The organism is Jiangella rhizosphaerae, from assembly GCF_003579925.1.
GTDB classification, from domain to species: Bacteria; Actinomycetota; Actinomycetes; order Jiangellales; family Jiangellaceae; genus Jiangella; species Jiangella rhizosphaerae.
The window spans coordinates 1-16,663 of record NZ_QUAL01000082.1 but is presented as its reverse complement, the minus strand read 5'-3'; the positions used below and the strand labels follow the sequence as shown (position 1 = coordinate 16,663).

10 protein-coding genes are annotated in these 16,663 nt (G+C 72.9%); 5 read left to right on the top strand and 5 right to left on the bottom strand.

The window, feature by feature from the left end; all coding sequences use genetic code 11:
- Positions 1-27 precede the first annotated feature (27 nt).
- Entirely contained in the window at positions 28-1,311 is a 1,284-nt protein-coding gene (locus DY240_RS09135; RefSeq protein WP_267901651.1) for a nucleotide sugar dehydrogenase, read from the bottom strand.
- Positions 1,312-1,463: 152 nt separating this feature from the next.
- On the opposite strand from DY240_RS09135, the gene DY240_RS09130 reads away from it, so the two are divergent.
- Positions 1,464-2,594: an aminoglycoside phosphotransferase family protein gene (locus tag DY240_RS09130; RefSeq protein ID WP_119659622.1), complete on the top strand. Its 1,131-nt coding sequence runs from the start codon at positions 1,464-1,466 to the stop codon at positions 2,592-2,594.
- Between the two features lie 651 nt (positions 2,595-3,245).
- On the opposite strand, the gene DY240_RS09125 is transcribed toward DY240_RS09130, so the two are convergent.
- Positions 3,246-5,381, bottom strand: coding sequence for an FG-GAP-like repeat-containing protein (locus tag DY240_RS09125; protein WP_119659621.1), 2,136 nt, complete (start codon positions 5,379-5,381; stop codon positions 3,246-3,248).
- A 55-nt stretch (positions 5,382-5,436) separates the two neighbouring features.
- The gene (gene rfbB, locus DY240_RS09120) at positions 5,437-6,414 is read right to left on the bottom strand and encodes a dTDP-glucose 4,6-dehydratase (RefSeq protein WP_119659620.1); all 978 of its coding nucleotides are present in this window, start codon (positions 6,412-6,414) and stop codon (positions 5,437-5,439) included.
- A gap of 48 nt (positions 6,415-6,462) precedes the next feature.
- On the opposite strand from rfbB, the gene rfbA reads away from it, so the two are divergent.
- From rfbA to DY240_RS09105, 3 genes are all read left to right on the top strand, one after another.
- On the top strand, positions 6,463-7,335 hold the full coding sequence (gene rfbA / locus DY240_RS09115; protein WP_119659619.1) for a glucose-1-phosphate thymidylyltransferase RfbA: 873 nt from the start codon (positions 6,463-6,465) through the stop codon (positions 7,333-7,335).
- Entirely contained in the window at positions 7,332-7,967 is a 636-nt protein-coding gene (rfbC, locus tag DY240_RS09110; RefSeq protein WP_119659618.1) for a dTDP-4-dehydrorhamnose 3,5-epimerase, read from the top strand. The genes rfbA and rfbC overlap by 4 nt, the downstream gene beginning before the upstream one ends.
- A gap of 219 nt (positions 7,968-8,186) precedes the next feature.
- On the top strand, positions 8,187-11,360 hold the full coding sequence (locus DY240_RS09105; protein WP_158602787.1) for a glycosyltransferase: 3,174 nt from the start codon (positions 8,187-8,189) through the stop codon (positions 11,358-11,360).
- Here the strand turns inward: DY240_RS09105 and rfbD are convergent.
- The gene (gene rfbD, locus DY240_RS09100) at positions 11,357-12,205 is read right to left on the bottom strand and encodes a dTDP-4-dehydrorhamnose reductase (RefSeq protein ID WP_119659616.1); all 849 of its coding nucleotides are present in this window, start codon (positions 12,203-12,205) and stop codon (positions 11,357-11,359) included. The two genes, DY240_RS09105 and rfbD, sit on opposite strands and share 4 nt — an antisense overlap.
- A gap of 179 nt (positions 12,206-12,384) precedes the next feature.
- On the opposite strand from rfbD, the gene DY240_RS09095 reads away from it, so the two are divergent.
- On the top strand, positions 12,385-15,531 hold the full coding sequence (locus DY240_RS09095; RefSeq protein WP_158602786.1) for a glycosyltransferase: 3,147 nt from the start codon (positions 12,385-12,387) through the stop codon (positions 15,529-15,531).
- 506 nt (positions 15,532-16,037) lie between these two features.
- On the opposite strand, the gene DY240_RS31785 is transcribed toward DY240_RS09095, so the two are convergent.
- Positions 16,038-16,663: hypothetical protein (locus DY240_RS31785; RefSeq protein WP_158602785.1), on the bottom strand; the 626-nt coding region annotated here is incomplete at its 5' end.

Below are 16,663 nucleotides of genomic sequence, written 5' to 3'. Positions count from 1 at the left end.
CCGGCTAGCGGCCGGCGGCCGCGCGGCTCACATGTGCTCGACGGTGTCGCCCAGCGGCGTGATGCCGCGGGTGTCGAAGACCCGCTGCGCCGTCTTGGCGATGAGGGTGCCGTCGTACTCGCTGTGCGGCTGGAGGACGACGGTGAGGTCGGCCGAGGCCAGCGCGGCGTCGAGGTCGGGCACGGACTCGAGCACGGCGCCGTCGACCTTCCACGTCGGGACCTTGGGGTCGTGGAAGACGACATTGGCGCCCAGCGAGGCCAGCCGCTTGGCCAGCGGGACGGCGGGCGACTCGCGCTGGTCGGCGATGTCGGGCTTGTAGGTGACGCCGAGCAGCAGGATGGTCGAGCCGTTGATGGCCTTGCCGTCGGTGTTGAGGATGTTCATGATGCGCTGGGTGACGTACGCCGGCATGGTGGCGTTGATCTCCTGCGCCAGCTCGACGAAGCGGAACGGGTAGCCCAGGCGCACGCGCACGTTGTGGCTCAGGTAGTTGGGGTCGATCGGGATGCAGTGCCCGCCGACACCGGGGCCGGGATAGAACGCCTGGAAGCCGAACGGCTTGGTCTTGGCCAGCCGGATGACGTCCCAGAGGTCGATGCCCAGCTCGTGGCAGAACCGCGCCATCTCGTTGACCAGCGCGATGTTGACGTGCCGGTAGGTGTTCTCGAGCAGCTTGGCGGTCTCGGCCTCGCGGGTGCCCTTGGCCTCGACGACGGTGTCGACGAAGCGGCGGTAGAACGTGGCCGCCCGCTCGGTGCAGGCCGGCGTCTGGCCGCCGACGACCTTCGGGGTGTTGCGCATGCCGAACTTCGGGTTGCCCGGGTCGATGCGCTCGGGCGAGAACGCGAGGTGGAAGTCACGGCCGGCGGTCAGCCCGGAGGCCTCCTCCAGCATCGGCCGGACCACTTCGTCGGTGGTGCCCGGGTAGGTGGTCGACTCGAGCACCACGAGCATGCCGGCGGACAGGTGCCGCCCGACGGTGGCGACCGCGGCCTTGACGGCGCCGAGGTCGGGCCCGCCGTCGTCGGACAGCGGCGTCGGCACGCAGATGACGATGGTGTCGGCGCCGTCGAGGTCGGCCTCGTCGGCCGTCGCCCGGAAGCCGGCCGCCCGCATCTCGGCGATGTCGGCGTCGGACAGGTCGTCGACGTGCGACCGGCCCTCGTTCAGACCTTCGACGACCCTGGTGCTGACGTCGAAGCCCATGACCTGAAGGCCGGACCGGCTGGCCTCCTGAGCCAGCGGCAAGCCCACGTATCCCAGTCCAACCACCGCGACATCTGTCGACACTGCTTCGTTCCCGTCCATGTGGCGCTCGTGACCGGACGACTTTACAGCAGGTCTGGGGGTAGAGCGTTTTCCGCGCCCGGAACGCACCCGTCCCGAAGATGAGAACACTCTCATCGAACTGCCCCTGAAACAGGGGTTGAACTGCGGTGTCGTGCTGGTAGACATATCCGATGCCCGCCGCCTCCGACGCCGTCCGGTCCCTCGAATGGACCGCCGCGATCGAGCGGACGGCGCGGAGCCTGCCGTCCCCGGGGCGCGTCGCCCGGCTGCGCCGCCGGTACTTCTTCCACGACAACCGCATCGCCTTCTCCGTCCGGCTCGACCCGGCCTCCCCGTTCCCGTCGAGCGGCGTCTTCGTCGACCAGCGGACCGGGGCATCGGTGCTGGTCGCGGGCGACCGGCCGCGGGTGCGGTCGGCGGCCGCCGCGGACGTCGTCGTCGCCGGGGCGATGCGCACCGCCGAGCAGCTGCGGTTCCGCGCGTTCTACGTCACCGAGACCCACCAGACGCTCGTCGTGCAGCAGCGCGTCGCCGCCGGGACGCCGACGCCGCTGGTCGCGGGCAGTGCGCACCAGCGGGCGCTGGCCGGCCGCACCCCGTTCGCCGTCCCGCGTGTGCTCGAGAGCGGGCTGGCCGGGCGCGGGCTGTCCGGTGACGCCGTCGCCGACTGGCTGGTCGAGGAGGCCGTCGACGGCGCGGCCGTCCGCCCCGAGGACGCCGAGGACACCGTCCACGAGCTGCTCACCCTGCTGGCCGAGACGTGGCAGCGGCTGGGCGTGAGCCACGAGCCGCTCGGCGCCGAGCAGCGCTCTCGCGCACTGGCCGCGTTCACCATCCTGGCCGACGACCCGCCGCCCGGCCTCTGGCCCGCGGGGCTCGACCCGCAGGCGACCCTGCGGCGCGCCCGCGCACTGCTCGACGACGCACGGCCGCTCACCGTGGGGCTGAGCCACGGCGATCCCGGCCTCGGCAACGTCCTGCGGACGACCGACGGCCGGCTCGCCCTGGTCGACTGGGAGGACGCCGGCTACCGGCCGCTCGCCCACGACGTGCTCAAGGTGCTGATGTCCGCGCCCGACCCGCGTGCCCTGGCGGCGGCCCTGGACACGCCGGCGTCGCTGCGGCCCGCGGTGGCCTCCGCCGGCGCCGTCCCGTGGCGGCTCCAGATCGCGGTCGCCGAGCTGCTGTTCCTGAGCGGCTGGCGCAACCGCTACTTCCGCGCCGTCAAGCGCGGCAGCGTCAAGATCGCCAACCGGCGCATGCAGACGATGCTCACCATGCTCGACGACCTGCTCCCATGATCGGTGCCGTTGCGCCGTGACCGGTCTCGTCGAGGTGCGGGCCCGGCCTGCTCCCCGGAGGTGTCGTCCTCGGCGGCGAGCGTCGACTTCGTGACCCGTGCATCTGGCGCGCATGACGAGCCGGATCATCGGGGGTGCGGCGTGGAGCTCGGCGTTGTCTTCGATGGCCAGCGTCGTCCTCGATACCGCGAGTCGTGTTCTCCTGGTCGTTTCGGGCGCAGAGGACGACTCCCGGTATCGAAGTCGCCTGCGGGCATCGACGTCGACACCCGATAGTGAGGTCGGATCGGCTTTCGAGGGTTATGGCGTGGCGCGGCGGTCGTCGCTCGCGCGGCGGGCACCTCACCCGCAGCAACACCGGATACCGGCCATCGGCGGCGGTCATGCGGTCCTGTCGCGAGTGAGGTCACCTGGCGCGCATGAGGATGCCCCCTCGGCGGGCGCCGCGCGGCGAGGCGTGCCCGGTTCTTCCCTGTCCCGTGATCGCGGCCAGGAGAATGGGGCAGCACTGGGACCGGGAGCCAGGCCCATGTGACTCCCCGGCGTCGTCTTCGATGGCGGGAGCGTTCTGGGCGCCGTTTCGAGTTGTGCGCGTGATTCTGACCATCGAAGTCGGCTGCGTCGCACTCGACGCCCTCTCGGCGGCGGGGCTCACGTGCCGAGCTTGGCGCGCGGTGAGCAGGCGACCGTGAACCCGGACCCGGTGCTCAGGTGATAGCGCCACTGGGACTCGCCGTCGCCGCAGCGGCCGCGGTAGCCCAGGTCGGCGTCGCCGTCGCCGTCGACGTCGCCGACGGAGAGGCCGAAGTGGGCGGTGGAGCCGTCGGCCTCGGGCCAGAAGTCGTCGCCCCAGCCGCTCAGCCGGAACCCGTCGTCGCCGCTGGTGTGCATGCGCCAGCACGGCTCGCCGGCGTTGCCGCAGCGGCCGCGGTAGGCGACGTCGTCGCGGCCGTCGCCGCTGAAGTCGGCCACGAGCAGCCCGTACACGTCGGACTCGCTGCTCCAGAGGGCGTCGTCGCCCCAGGAGGAGGCGTGGAAGGACTCGCCGTCGCTGTGGAGCATGCGCCAGCACGGCTCGCCGGGCGTGCCGCAGTCGCCGCGGTAGAGGAGGTCGTCGCGGGCGTCGCCGTCGAAGTCGCCGACCTGCACGCCGAACCGCGTGGTCTCGTCCGTCGTCCCGCGGAACCGGGCCCACGGCCGCGGCGGCGCGAACCCGTCGTCGCCGGCCAGTGCGACCCGCCAGCAGTTCCCCTGGTCGCGGCAGGTGCCGGCCCAGGCGAGGTCGTCGCGGCCGTCGCCGTCGAAGTCGCCGACCTGCACGCCGAGCCGCGCGGCCAGCTGGGCGCCGCCGACGTGCGCCGGCCACCGTTCGATGTCGACGGCGTTCCCCGCGCTGAGGTGCGCCCGCCAGTACGGGTCCTCGCCGTCGTCGCGGATCAGCTGCACGAAGTCCTCGCGGCCGTCGCCGTCGAAGTCGCCCCGCTGCACGCCCGTGAACGGCTCCTCCCACTCCGGCGCCGCGCCGCACTGGGACGTCCGGACGGCGCCCAGGTGCGAGATCAGCGCGGCGTCGCTGTTCCCCTGGACGCAGAAGGCGTGGGCGCGGTCGGTGGAGACCGAGATCAGCCCGCCGTCGACGAACGCGTTGCCGCCGATGAACACGTCGCTCTCCGGAGTGCCCTGCGCGCCGAGGATCTCCGCGTCGCGCCAGTACGTCACGCCGCAGTAGTGCCGGCAGCCGGTCGCGCCGCGCATGTCGATGGTGTTGTCGCGCAGCGACACCCGGCGGAACACCTCGGGCATGTTCGAGCTGGCGTAGACGTAGCTGAGGATGCCCGACGAGCGCAGCCGGTTGCCGACGACGAACGTGTCGGTCTGGTTGCGCAGCTTCATCGAGCCGCCGGCCGGTGAGGCGTCCCAGCCGTCGGCGCGGTTGCCGACGATCGACAGCCGCCGGCTGCCCCACGCGTACAGCCCGTGGTCCTGGCAGAAGTGGCAGCCGGCCGGAGCGCCGATGCCGGGCGTGCGCCGCCACACGTTCCCGTCGACGACGACCTCGTCGTTGCCGGTGCCGGTCGCGAGGTCGTGGCCCCAGAAGTTGATCGCGGTGCGGAACCAGCCGTCGGGCACGGCGGGGTCGAGGTCGGCGGTGGTGCCGAACCAGGAGTCCTTGACGACGGTGTACCGGGTGCTGTCGGCGACGACGCCGCGGCCCGGGTGATCGCGGTCGCGCAGGAACTCGCAGCCGTCGACCGTGACCCCGCTGGTGTGCTGGAGCAGCACGTACGCGACGCCCCACTCGCTGCCCACCGGCCCGTTGCGGAACGTGCAGTCGCGCAGCGTCACGTCGGCGACGGACTCGAAGTCGTCCGATCCCTTCAGCGCGAGGCGGACGTTGTCGAACTCCAGCCCGCTGATGGTGACGTCGCGGAGGTGCTCGTGCGCGAGCGTGACGCCGTCCTCGCCGGACCCGCGCAGCACCACCCGGGCGCCGTCCGCCGCCGCGTAGTCGCGCTCCGAGGCGAACCGGACCGGCCGGTCCAGCTCGTAGACGCCGGCCGGGAAGACGACCGTCTGGCCGGGGTCGGAGGCGTCGACGGCGGCCTGGACGGCGGCGGCGTCACCCCGGCCGGAGGCCAGGAAGACGCCGACGTCGACGGTCTTGGAGTCGGGCGAGCGGACGTCGCGCGGCGTGGCGGGGTCGTCGCCGGGCCAGCCGGGCGACCAGCCGGTGAGGAGGGCCGCCGCCAGCACCGTCGCCAGGATGACGCCGATCCCACGCCGCAAGAACCCTCCCGAATCACCACACGTCGGCTTCGAGTATGCCCCGGCCCGCGGAGGATCAACCGCGGTTCTTCAGCGGCTCCCACCACGACCGCTGGTCGCGGTACCAGGCCACCGTCTGCGCCAGGCCGGTCTCGAAGTCCTGCCGCGGCGCGTATCCCAGCTCGGCGCGGATCTTGCCGTCGTCGACGGAGTAGCGGCGGTCGTGCGCGAGGCGGTCCTCGACGTGGTCGACGCGGCTCCAGTCGGCGCCGCACGCCTCCAGCAGCAGGCCGGTGAGCTCTTTGTTCGTCAGCTCGCGGCCGCCGCCGATGTTGTAGATCTCGCCGGACCGGCCGGCCGAGCGGACCAGCTCGATGCCCTGGCAGTGGTCGTCGACGTGCAGCCAGTCGCGCACGTTGAGGCCGTCGCCGTACAGCGGCACGTTGAGCCCGTCGAGCAGGTTCGTCACGAACAGCGGGATGACCTTCTCGGGGTATTGGTACGGCCCGTAGTTGTTCGAGCAGCGGGTCACCGAGACCGGCACCCCGTGGGTGCGGTGGTAGGCCAGCGCGACGAGGTCGCTGCTGGCCTTGCTGGCGCTGTACGGCGAGTTCGGCGCCAGGACGTGGTCCTCGGTCCACGAGCCGGACTCGATGGAGCCGTACACCTCGTCGGTGGAGACGTGGACGAACCGCTCGACGCCGTGCCGCCGGGCCGCGTCGAGCAGCGTCTGCGTGCCGACCACGTTGGTCTGGACGAAGGCGGCCGCGCCCTGGATGGAGCGGTCGACGTGGCTCTCGGCGGCGAAGTGCACGACCTGGTCGCACTCGGCCATCAGCTCGTCGACGAGGCCGGCGTCGAGGATGTCGCCCTTGACGAAGCTGAACCGCGGGTGGTCGGCGACCGGCTCGAGGTTGGCGGGGTTGCCGGCGTAGGTCAGTTTGTCCAGAACGACGACGTCGGCGCCGTCGAGGGCGGGGTACGCGCCCGACAGCGCCTGGCGGACGTAGTGCGAGCCGATGAAGCCGGCCCCGCCAGTGATCAACAGCCGCATCTCGTCCCCTCCTGGACCGGTGCCTGACGCGGGCTATCGTAGGCGCTCATGCGAGGAATCATCCTGGCGGGCGGCTCGGGAACACGGCTGCATCCGCTCACGGTGGCGGTGAGCAAGCAGATGCTGCCGGTCTACGACAAGCCGATGATCTACTACCCGCTGACGACGCTGATGCTGGCCGGCATCCGCGACATCCTCGTCATCACCACGCCGCGCGACGTCGAGCAGTTCCGCGCGCTGCTGGGCGACGGCTCCGACCTCGGGTTGTCCATCTCCTACGCCCAGCAGCCCAAGCCCGAGGGGCTGGCCCAGGCGTTCGTCATCGGGGCCGATTTCGTCGGCTCCGAGCACGTCGCGCTCGTCCTCGGCGACAACATCTTCTACGGCGGCGGTCTCGGCACCCAGCTGCGCAAGTACACCGAGGTCGACGGGGGGCTGGTTTTCGCCTACCACGTCGCCGACCCCACCGCCTACGGCGTCGTCGAGTTCGACGCCGACGGCCGGGCCATCAGCATGGAGGAGAAGCCGGCGAAGCCGCGCAGCAACTTCGCCGTGCCGGGCCTCTACTTCTACGACAGCGAGGTCGTCGAGATCGCCCGCGGGCTGACCCCGTCGGCGCGCGGCGAGCTGGAGATCACCGACGTCAACCGCACGTACCTCGACCGCGGCTCGCTGCACGTCGAGGTGTTGCCCCGCGGCACCGCCTGGCTCGACACCGGCACGTTCGACAACCTCATGGCCGCCGGCGAGTACGTCCGCGTCGTCGAGGCGCGGCAGGGCCAGAAGATCGGCTGCCCCGAGGAGGTGGCCTGGCGCATGGGCTTCATCGACGACGACCAGCTGCGGGCGCGCGGTGAGGCGCTGGCGAAGTCCGGCTACGGCGACTACCTCATCGGGCTCCTGGACGGAGCGCAGTCGTGAGCCCGAAGATCGAGCCGCTGGCGGTGCCCGGCTCGTGGGTCGTGACGCCGCAGCAGTTCGGCGACGCCCGCGGCGTCTTCCTCGAGTCCTTCCGCGGCGACCTGCTCGCCCCGCACCTCGGGCACCGGCCCGACATCGTCCAGACCAACCTGTCGGTGTCGGCCGCCGGCGTGCTGCGCGGCCTGCACTTCGCCGACGTCCCGCCCAGCCAGGCCAAGTACGTCACCTGCGTGTCCGGCGCAGTGCTCGACGTGGTCGTGGACATCCGGGTCGGCTCGCCGACGTTCGGCCGGTGGGACTCCGTCCTGCTCGACGACGCCGACCGGCGGGCCGTCTACGTGGCGGAGGGGCTCGGGCACGCGTTCCTGTCGCTGGCCGACGACTCCGCCGTCATGTACCTGTGCACGGCACCGTACGCGCCCGGCCGCGAGCACGGGATCGACCCGCTCGACCCCGAGCTGGGCATCGACTGGCCCACGACCGCCCGCGACGGCCGGCCGATCACCCCGGTCCTCTCCGACAAGGACCGCACGGCGCCGTCGCTCGCCCAGGCGCGTGAGGCGGGCCTGCTGCCCGACTACGCCGCCACCCAGGAGTTCTACGCCTCGCTCGCGGCGCGGTCGCGCCCCTGAGCCGTGCAACCGGTCGGCCCGCCGGCGCGTGATCCTGACGAGGGGAGCCGCCGGCGACGGCGTTCGCCGAGGGGCCGAGGGCCCGTGACGTCCGAGAAATCGGGCCGAAACGGGACGTGCCGGAACCCTCCGTAGTGTCCGCCGCCAGAAGTCGGCGGACGGGACGGGAGGGGGCCGGCCTTGGGCACAGGCAGCGGAATCAGGCGGTTGCGCCGGCGAGTGCGCTCGGGTCTGATCAGGCGGCGGGTGGCGCTGGGCGCCGGCATCCGGGCGTACCGCCGCAGGGCGGGCCGGCCGCTCGGACCTTGGCCGCCGCGGCGTGCCCTCAGCGAGCCGGTCGAGGAGTTCCTCACCTGGAACGTGCTGGACCGGGACTTCTACGCCGCCCAGGCCGGCAAGGAGTTCGCCGACGACACCGTCGCGGCCCGGCACTACCTGCGCTGGGGGCTGCAGCGAGGGTTCTCGCCGCACCCGCTGTACGAGCCGGAGTTCCACGACCCGAAGTACCGGGCACGCAAGGGCGCCGACCCGCTCCTCCGAGCCCGCCGGGCCACGAAGGGCGCGCTCGGGCCGGTGTTCGACCTCGCGACGTATCTCGACCAGCATCCGGAGGCGGCCGAGCACCCCGGCGGTGCACTCGGCCACTTCCTCTCGTGGGCGGGGCCGGAGACGGCGCTGCCGGTGCGGCCGGACCACGTCGGCGCGGTGCCGACGCTGGGGGTCGTCCGGGCACGGGCGATCGCGGCCGCCCGCCAGTGGCGCGACCAGCACACCACCGGCCACGGCACCCGGCTGACCGACGACTTCGACGCGGCGGCCGAGCGCGCCTGGATCGCCCGGGTGTCCCGGCTGCCGTTGCCCATCGCGGGGGACGCTCCGCTGGTCAGCGTCGTCATCGCGGTCCGGAACCGGCCGGCGCAGATCAGGGCGGCGGTCGCGTCGGTGCTCGCGCAGAGCCTGCGCGACCTCGAGCTGATCGTCGTCGACGACGGGTCCGACGACGAGACGCCGGACGTGCTGCGTGAGCTGGCCGGCCGCGACTACCGGGTCCGGGTGCTGGCCGGGCCGTGGCGCGGGGTGTGCGCCGCCCGCAACACCGGCATCGCGGCGGCGCGCGGCCGCTACGTCGCCTTCCTCGATTCCGACGACGTGTACCGCCCGCGGTTCCTGGAGCTGGCGGTCAAGGCGATGGCCGGCGACGGACTGCGCGCCGCGCACGCCGTCCTCGACCACGGCCCCGGTGCGTCACCGCGGTATCTCGCCTTCGACGGCTCTCACCAGCATCTGCTGGTGAAGAACCACGTGAACATGATCTCGCTGGTGGTCGAGCGAGAGCTGCTGACGGCGATCGGCGGGTTCGACGAGTCGCTGCGCCGCTGGGTCGACCACGATCTCGTCATCCGGATCGCCCGCGAGACGCCGTTGCGGCTGCTTCCGTTCGTCGGCGGGGCGGCGGGCGGGACGGCGACGAGCAAGGATCGGATCACCCTGACGGAGGCCCCCGGCTGGGAGTACGTCGTGCTCGCCAAGCACCACGTGGACTGGTCCGGCGTCGCCGACGAGCTGGCCGCGCGGGTGCCGGGACGGGTGTCGGTGCTGATACCGACGTTCCAGGACTGGCGGATGACGACGGACGCCGTGACGTCGGTGCTGGCCGCCGCGGCGGAGGATGACGACGTCGAGGTCGTCGTGGTCGACAACGGGTCGCGCCGGGCGGTGTCGGCGATCCTGGTGGCGCGGTTGGCCGGCGACACGCGGGTGCGCGTGGTGCGGGCGGTCCGGAACCTCAACTTCGCGCTCGGCTCGAACCTGGCGTTCGCGCACTCGACGGGCTCGGCCGTGGTCTTCCTCAACAACGACACCGTCGTGCGGCCCGGCTGGCTGCGGCCGCTCGTGGGCGCGCTCGCCGACGACGTCGTCGCCGGGGCGCAGCCGCTGCTGGTGTACCCGGACGGGACGATTCAGTCGGCCGGGACGGTGTTCCCCGGCGGCGACGGCTTCCCTCACGCGTTCCTGGCCCACCATCCCGTGGAGGACGCACAGGCTCTGGGCACGATGACCGGCTTCACCGCCGTCACGGCCGCGGCCCTGGCGATGCGAGCCGCCGACGTCGTCGCGTTGCGCGGCTTCGATCCGATGTTCATCAACGGCTGCGAGGACATCGACCTGTGCCTGCGCGCCGTCGACCGGCTGGGTGGCCGGTTCGCCGTCGTGACCGCGTCGGTCGTCGAGCATCACGAGAGCAAGACACCCGGCCGGTCGGCCTTCGGCGGGGCGAACCGGGTGGAGTTCGCCGCCCGGTGGACCGGCCGGTTGCCCGCGTCGGAGTTCTGGCGGTACGAGCGCGCGGGGTTCGCGGTGGCGCACCTCCAGCCCGGGACGGTCGACCCGGCGGGGCTGCGCACTCCGCTCCCGGTGCTGACCCGCCCGGCGCCGTCGCGCGTCGCCGCGGCCGTCGTCGAGGAACGGCCGCCGGCCCTGCGCTGGGCGGTCAAGATCGGCGCGCACGCCGGCCCGCGCGGCGACACCTGGGGCGACGTGCACTTCGCCCGCGACCTCGCACGGGCGCTGCGCCGGCTCGGCCAGCAGGTCGTCGTCGACCGGCGGCTGGCCTTCGACCGCGCCACCGGTCACCTGGACGACGTCACGCTCACGCTGCGCGGTCTGGAGCCCTACGCGCCGGGCCCCGGCCGGACCAACCTGCTCTGGGTGATCAGCCACCCGGACGCCGTCACGGCGGAGGAGGCGAGCCGCTACGACGCGGTGTTCGCGGCGTCGGCGCCGTGGGCGGCCTCGGTGTCCGGGCGCTGGGGCTTGCAGGTGCGGCCGCTGCTGCAGGCCACGGATCCGTCCCGGTTCCAGCCCGGCGCGTCGTCCGACGGCGGCGCCGGTCCGGTGCTGTTCCTCGGCTCCGGCCGGCGCGGCGAGGTCCGGCCGATCGTGCGCGACGCGATCCTCGCCGGCATCGACCTGCACGTGTACGGGCTGAACTGGCGTGACGAGATCCCGGCGCGGTATCTGCGCGGGGAGTACCTCGACAACGACGCGGCCGGCGCGGCGTACGAACAGGCGCGTGTCGTGCTCAACGACCACTGGGCCGACATGCGGGCGCACGGATTCATCTCGAACCGCGTGTTCGATGCGGTCGCCGCGGGCGGGCGGGTGATCAGCGACCCGATCGAGGGCCTGACCGAGCTGTTCGGCCCGGCCGTGCGGACGTACTCGTCGCCGGAGGAGCTGGCCGCGCTGTGCGCGCTGGAGCCGGACGAGTTCTGCCCCCAGGAGGCGCTGAAGCTGGTGTCCGAGGAGGTACGGACAGTGCACTCGTTCGACGCCCGCGCCCGGGTGCTGCTCGACGCCGCCCTGGCCGCCCGCGCCCGGACCGCCGTCTAGTCGTGGGGTAAGACGGCGGGGGCAGCGGCGGCGAGCGCCTCGTCCCACGGGCGCAGCGGCGGCAGGCCGGCGCGGGCCCAGCCGGCGTGGCCGAGGACGGAGTACGCGGGCCGCGGTGCCGGGCGCGGGAACGCGTCCGTCGTCGTCGGGCGCACCCGGGCGGGATCGAGGCCGAGGTGGGCGAAGACCGCCCGGGCCAGGCCGAACCACGTCGTCTCGCCGCTGTTCGTCGCGTGGTAGACGCCGGCCGGGGCGTCGGAGCGGACCAGGTCGACCAGCCGCGTCCCGACGTCCATCGACCAGGTCGGCTGGCCGCGCTGGTCGTCGACGACGTCGAGGAACTTGCGGGCGGCCGAGAGCCGGGCCATCGTCGCGACGAAGTTGCCGCCGTGCTCGCCGTACAGCCAGGCGGTACGCACGACGTAGCCGGCGTCGGGCAGCGTCGACAGCACCGCCCGCTCGCCGGCCAGCTTGCTCCGTCCGTACGCCGACCGCGGCGCGGTGGGCGCGTCCTCGGCATAGGGCGTGGTCGCGGCGCCGTCGAACACGTAGTCGGTCGAGACGTGCACCAGCCGGGCGCCGTGCCGGGCGCACGCCGCCGCCAGGTTCGCCGGGCCGGTGCCGTTGACCGCTGTCGCCGCGGCCTCGGCCGTCTCGGCGCCGTCGACGTCGGTCCAGGCGGCGGTGTTGACGACGACGTCGTGACCGCGGACCGCGGCGTCGACGGCGTCAGCGTCGGTGACGTCGAGCCGCGCGCGGTCCAGAGCCGTCACGTCGGCCCCGTCGAGCGCGGCCACCACGTCGCGGCCCAGCATGCCCGCCGCGCCCGTGACCAACCACCGCACTCGGCACCTCCCGCCGTCGTCGAACGCGCTGATCTCATTTCCCTTGCGCGACTCGCCGGCGCTTGGGACCTCGCGGTCGGCGCCCGGCTAGGATACCGAGGGTCCGGAAACGGACGATGCGCTTGGGTCCGATGGCCTGGGGCACTCCGGGTCAAGATCGTTCCCGAGGAGTTCGTGGCATGAAGCTGCCGGTCGGCAGGGTCCGTCGGTTGGTCAAGAAGGTGCTGCCGCAGGCGTACCTCGATGACGTCGCGCGGCGGCGCCGCATCGCCTCGTCCATCCGCGCCAGCGGGCTGTTCGACGCCGCGTGGTACCGCGAGCAGCTCGACGAGCCCATCGCGGACGGCGTCGACCCCGTCGACCACTACGTCATGGTCGGGTCGGCCACCGACATCTCGCCCAACCCCTGCTTCGTCAGCGAGTGGTACCGCGACCACCCCAAGAGCCCGAAGAAGCTCGACGTCGCGCCGTTCATCCACTACGTCAACCGCGGCATCGCCCGCGGGCTGTCGCCGCACCCGCTGTTCGACCCCGAGTTCTACACCGAGCAGCACCCCGAGGCGGCGAACCACCGCGGCGGCCCGCTCGGCCACTACCTGGAGACGGGCTGGAAGTCCGGCGCCCAGCCCAGCGCGGCCTTCGACGTCGACGTCTACACCGCCAACTTCGGCGAGGTGAAGGGCCCGCCACTGGCCGACTTCGCCCGCCGCACCCGCCGGCTCATGCAGGAGACGCGCGGCTGGGAGCACCTGCCGCGCACCGCCGACACCTTCGACCACGAGGCCGCCGAGGCGTTCAAGCGCCGGGTCGTCGCCGAGTACGCCGAACGCGGCGAGGAGCCGCCGCTGGTCACCGTCGTCATCCCGACGAAGGACCGGCGCGAGGGCGTGCTCACCGCCATCGGCTCCGTCGTCGCTCAGACGTACCGGAACTGGCAGCTCATCGTGGTCGACGACGGCAGCACCGACGGCACCGCGGAGGCCATCGAGCCGCTGCTGGCCGACGAGCGCATCGAGCTGGTCCGCCGCGAGCGGGCCGGCGGCGTCTCGGCGGCCCGCAACGCCGGCCTGGCCCGCGCCCGCGGCGAGTACGTCGCCTACCTCGACAGCGACAACATCTGGACGCCCGACTTCCTCGAGGTCATGGTGGCGTTCGTCCGCACCCGGTCGCTGCGGTTCGGCTACGCCGTCTCCGAGCTGCTGGAGGAGAAGAAGAACGGCCGCCGCGGCTACCGGTCGCTGCCGTTCAACCGGGCGGCGCTGGTCGAGCGCAACTTCATCGACTGCATCGTCGTCCTGCACGAGCGGTCGCTGCTCGACGAGGTCGGCATGTTCGACGAGAACCTGCGCCGCAACGTCGACTGGGACCTGTTCATCCGGATGTCCGCGGTCACCGACTTCGAGCTGGCGCCGTTCGTCGCCACCCGCTACGACGCGTGGGAGCAGCGCAGCGACCGCATCACCATCAACGAGCTGTTCGGCTACCGCTTCGTCATCCGTGCCAAGCATCTCATCGACTGGGCCGCCGTCGACGCCGGGCTGGCCGCGCGCCGGCCGGGGACGGTGTCCGTCGTCATCCACGCCGGCGACGACGCCCAGACCGTCACGACCACCGTCGAGCGGCTGCTCGACGGCGTCGCCGCCGACGACCTCGAGGTGGTCATCGTCGACGCGAAGGCCTCCGAGGCCGAGGCGATGCGGCTGCAGTTCCTGCCGATCCGGTTCCCGAACGTGCGGGTGCTGCGGCAGACCCAGCGGCTGTCGACCGAGCTGTCGCGGACCATCGGCGCGGCGCACTCCACCGGCGAGACGATCGTCTTCCTCACCCCGGCGAGCTGGGTCGAGCCCGGCTGGCTGGAACCGCTGACCACCGCGCTGTCCGACGGCGCCGCGGCCGCCCAGCCGCTGGTGCTGCTGGGCGACGGCACGGTGTGGTCGGCCGGCGTGGCGTTCGCCCGCGGCGCGCACCCGCACAACCTCTACCGGCGGTTCCCGGGCGACGCGCCGGAGGTGGTCGCGCCGTCCTCGCCGGCCGGGCTGTCGCCGGTCGCGCTCGCCGTCCGGGCCGCCGACTTCGCCGCCGTCCGCGGCTTCGACCCGCTGTTCGTCAACGACATCGACAACCCCGACCTCAGCCTGCGGCTGGCCCGCGAGACCGGTCGTCCGCTGCGGTACGTGCCGGTCAGCCAGGTCGCGCTCACCGAGACGCCGGAGCGGCGCACGACGGCGTCGGCGACCATCACCGCGACGGACAACCAGGAGCTGTTCACCGGCCGCTGGAAGGACACCGTCGCCCAGGACGACGTCACCGTGTGGGGCGAGCGCGGCTACGCCATCGTCGGCTACGACGGTGCGGCGCCGACGCACTGGGGGTTCGACCCGATCGTCGTGCGCGACCGCCCGGAGCGGCCGCTGCGCTGGGCGATCAAGATCGGCGCGCCCGACGTCACCCGGCGCACCAACTGGGGCGACTGGCACTACGCCATCGGCCTCAAGGAGGCGCTGGAGCGGCTCGGCCACGAGGCGGTCATCGACGCCAAGCAGGGCTGGTACCGGCCGACCTCGCGGTTCGACGACGTCGCCCTCGTGCTGCGCGGCGTCAGCGTCTACACCGTCAATCCGCAGCAGATCAACCTGTCCTGGGTGATCAGCCACCCCGAGCGGGTCACCCGGCGCGAGCTGGCCTCGTTCGACGCCGTCTTCGCCGCGTCGACCAGCCTGGCCCGGCGGATGTCCACCGACCTCGGCGCGCCGGTGCGGCCGTTGCTGCAGGCCACCGACAAGTACCGCTTCCGCCCCGTCCCGCCCGACCCGCGCCGCCGCCACGACGTGCTCTTCGTGGGCAACGCGCGCGGCATGCGGGCCTCGGTCGGCGCCGCGCTGGAGGCCGGCATCGTCCCGTCGGTCTACGGCGTGCGCTGGCGCGGCCTGCTGCCCGAGGGCGCCTGGCTGGGCGAGTACGTCCCCAACGAGGATCTGCCCGCCGTCTATGCCGGTGCCGGCGTCGTCCTCAACGACCACTGGGAGGACATGAAGGCCGAGGGCCTCATCTCCAACCGGTTGTTCGACCTCGCCGCCTGCGGCGCCCGCGTCGTCACCGACGCCGTCCCCGGCATCGAGGACGTCTTCGGCGACGTCATCCTGACGTATACGACGCCGCAGGAGCTGGCCGCTGCCGTCAACGCCCAGCTGGCCGAGACGCCGGAGCGCGCGGCGGCGCGCGAGAAGCTGTCCGAGCTGGTCCGGCGCGAGCACTCGTTCGACGCCCGCGCCGAGGAGCTGGTCGAGACGGTGCGCAAGCTCCAGGCCGAGCGCCACCTGGCCTGAGCCTCTGCGGCGGTTCGCCGGGGGTCGTGACGTTGGGCCGTCCCCCTGCTGCACGCGGCCGAAGAACGGGCAGCTATCAGGGGACGGGGAAGAGCGGCGACGAGGCCGGGTGCCTTGCGGCGTTGGGCCCTTTGCGTGTGAGTTTGGTGTCGTTGGGCGTCCACCTGGTGAGATTTCGCCGTGATTCCGGAGCCATCACGAGGATTACCTGAGCATCACCACGGCTGTAGGGGTGTTGATGCTCCGGCAATCCTCGTGATGTAGGCGATCCTGGATGATCATCGCCGTCCACGACCCGACAAAGCACGCGAAACGGGCACGCCAACGGCGAGGTGTGCCCGCTCTGCCCCCGTCCCCTGATAGCTGCCCCGTTCTTGGCCACGGGCGGGTGAGTCAAGCGGTCATCGTCGCGCGAAGCGCCATCAGTCCGCTTGACGCGCCCGTTCGCGGCAAGAGAATGTGGCAGCAGGGGGACGGGGAGCCCACCCCGGCGAACGGCCGGCGGATCAGGCGGTGCGGGCGAAGTAGGAGGCGTACGCCGGGTCGACACGGCCGGTGCCGCCGATCTGCCGCCCGCCCGCCCGCAGCGCCGCGTCGGTCCCCGCGGCGTCGCTCACGACCCGCCACACCCCGAGGTCGTGGATGGCGTAGCCGTCGTCGCCGACGTCGACCGATGTCAGCGGGTCGTCGAGGTCGGCGAGGCCCAGCTCCAGCAGGTCGGCCGGCGTCCCGAGCATGGTCGCCGCGGTCAGCGCGGACGCAGGGCGCTCCGATGGTTCGCCGGGCGCGCGCACCGTGGTGTCCAGCGCGGGCAGGAAGGCCCGCCGCACCCGCACCCCGCTGATCGGCCGCGCACCGTACCCGCGCCCCAGCATGAGGTCTTCGACGTGCTCCGGCGCGTAGCTCAGCCCGGCGGCCGGCAGCGTGACGAGGTCGGTCTCACAGGTCTCCAGCGCTCGCCGCCGTTCCGCCGCGTCGTCGGCGACCCGGACGGTCAGCGACCGCCACGTCTGCCGGCGCAGGTCGCGCAGCAGCCCGGCGTCGCCGGACGGGACGACGGCGGTGACCGACGGCGGCGACGACGCGACGCCGGCGGCCGCGGTGGCGGCGCGCAGGGCGGCGCGACGCGCGG

Excerpts from the sequence above, each read along its gene's own strand:
- DY240_RS09135 (WP_267901651.1), bottom strand. The coding sequence starts at position 1,311 with ATGGACGGGAACGAAGCAGTGTCGACAGATGTCGCGGTGGTTGGACTG.
- DY240_RS09130 (WP_119659622.1), top strand. The coding sequence starts at position 1,464 with ATGCCCGCCGCCTCCGACGCCGTCCGGTCCCTCGAATGGACCGCCGCG.
- rfbB (WP_119659620.1), bottom strand. The coding sequence starts at position 6,414 with ATGCGGCTGTTGATCACTGGCGGGGCCGGCTTCATCGGCTCGCACTAC.
- rfbA (WP_119659619.1), top strand. The coding sequence starts at position 6,463 with ATGCGAGGAATCATCCTGGCGGGCGGCTCGGGAACACGGCTGCATCCG.
- DY240_RS09095 (WP_158602786.1), top strand. The coding sequence starts at position 12,385 with ATGAAGCTGCCGGTCGGCAGGGTCCGTCGGTTGGTCAAGAAGGTGCTG.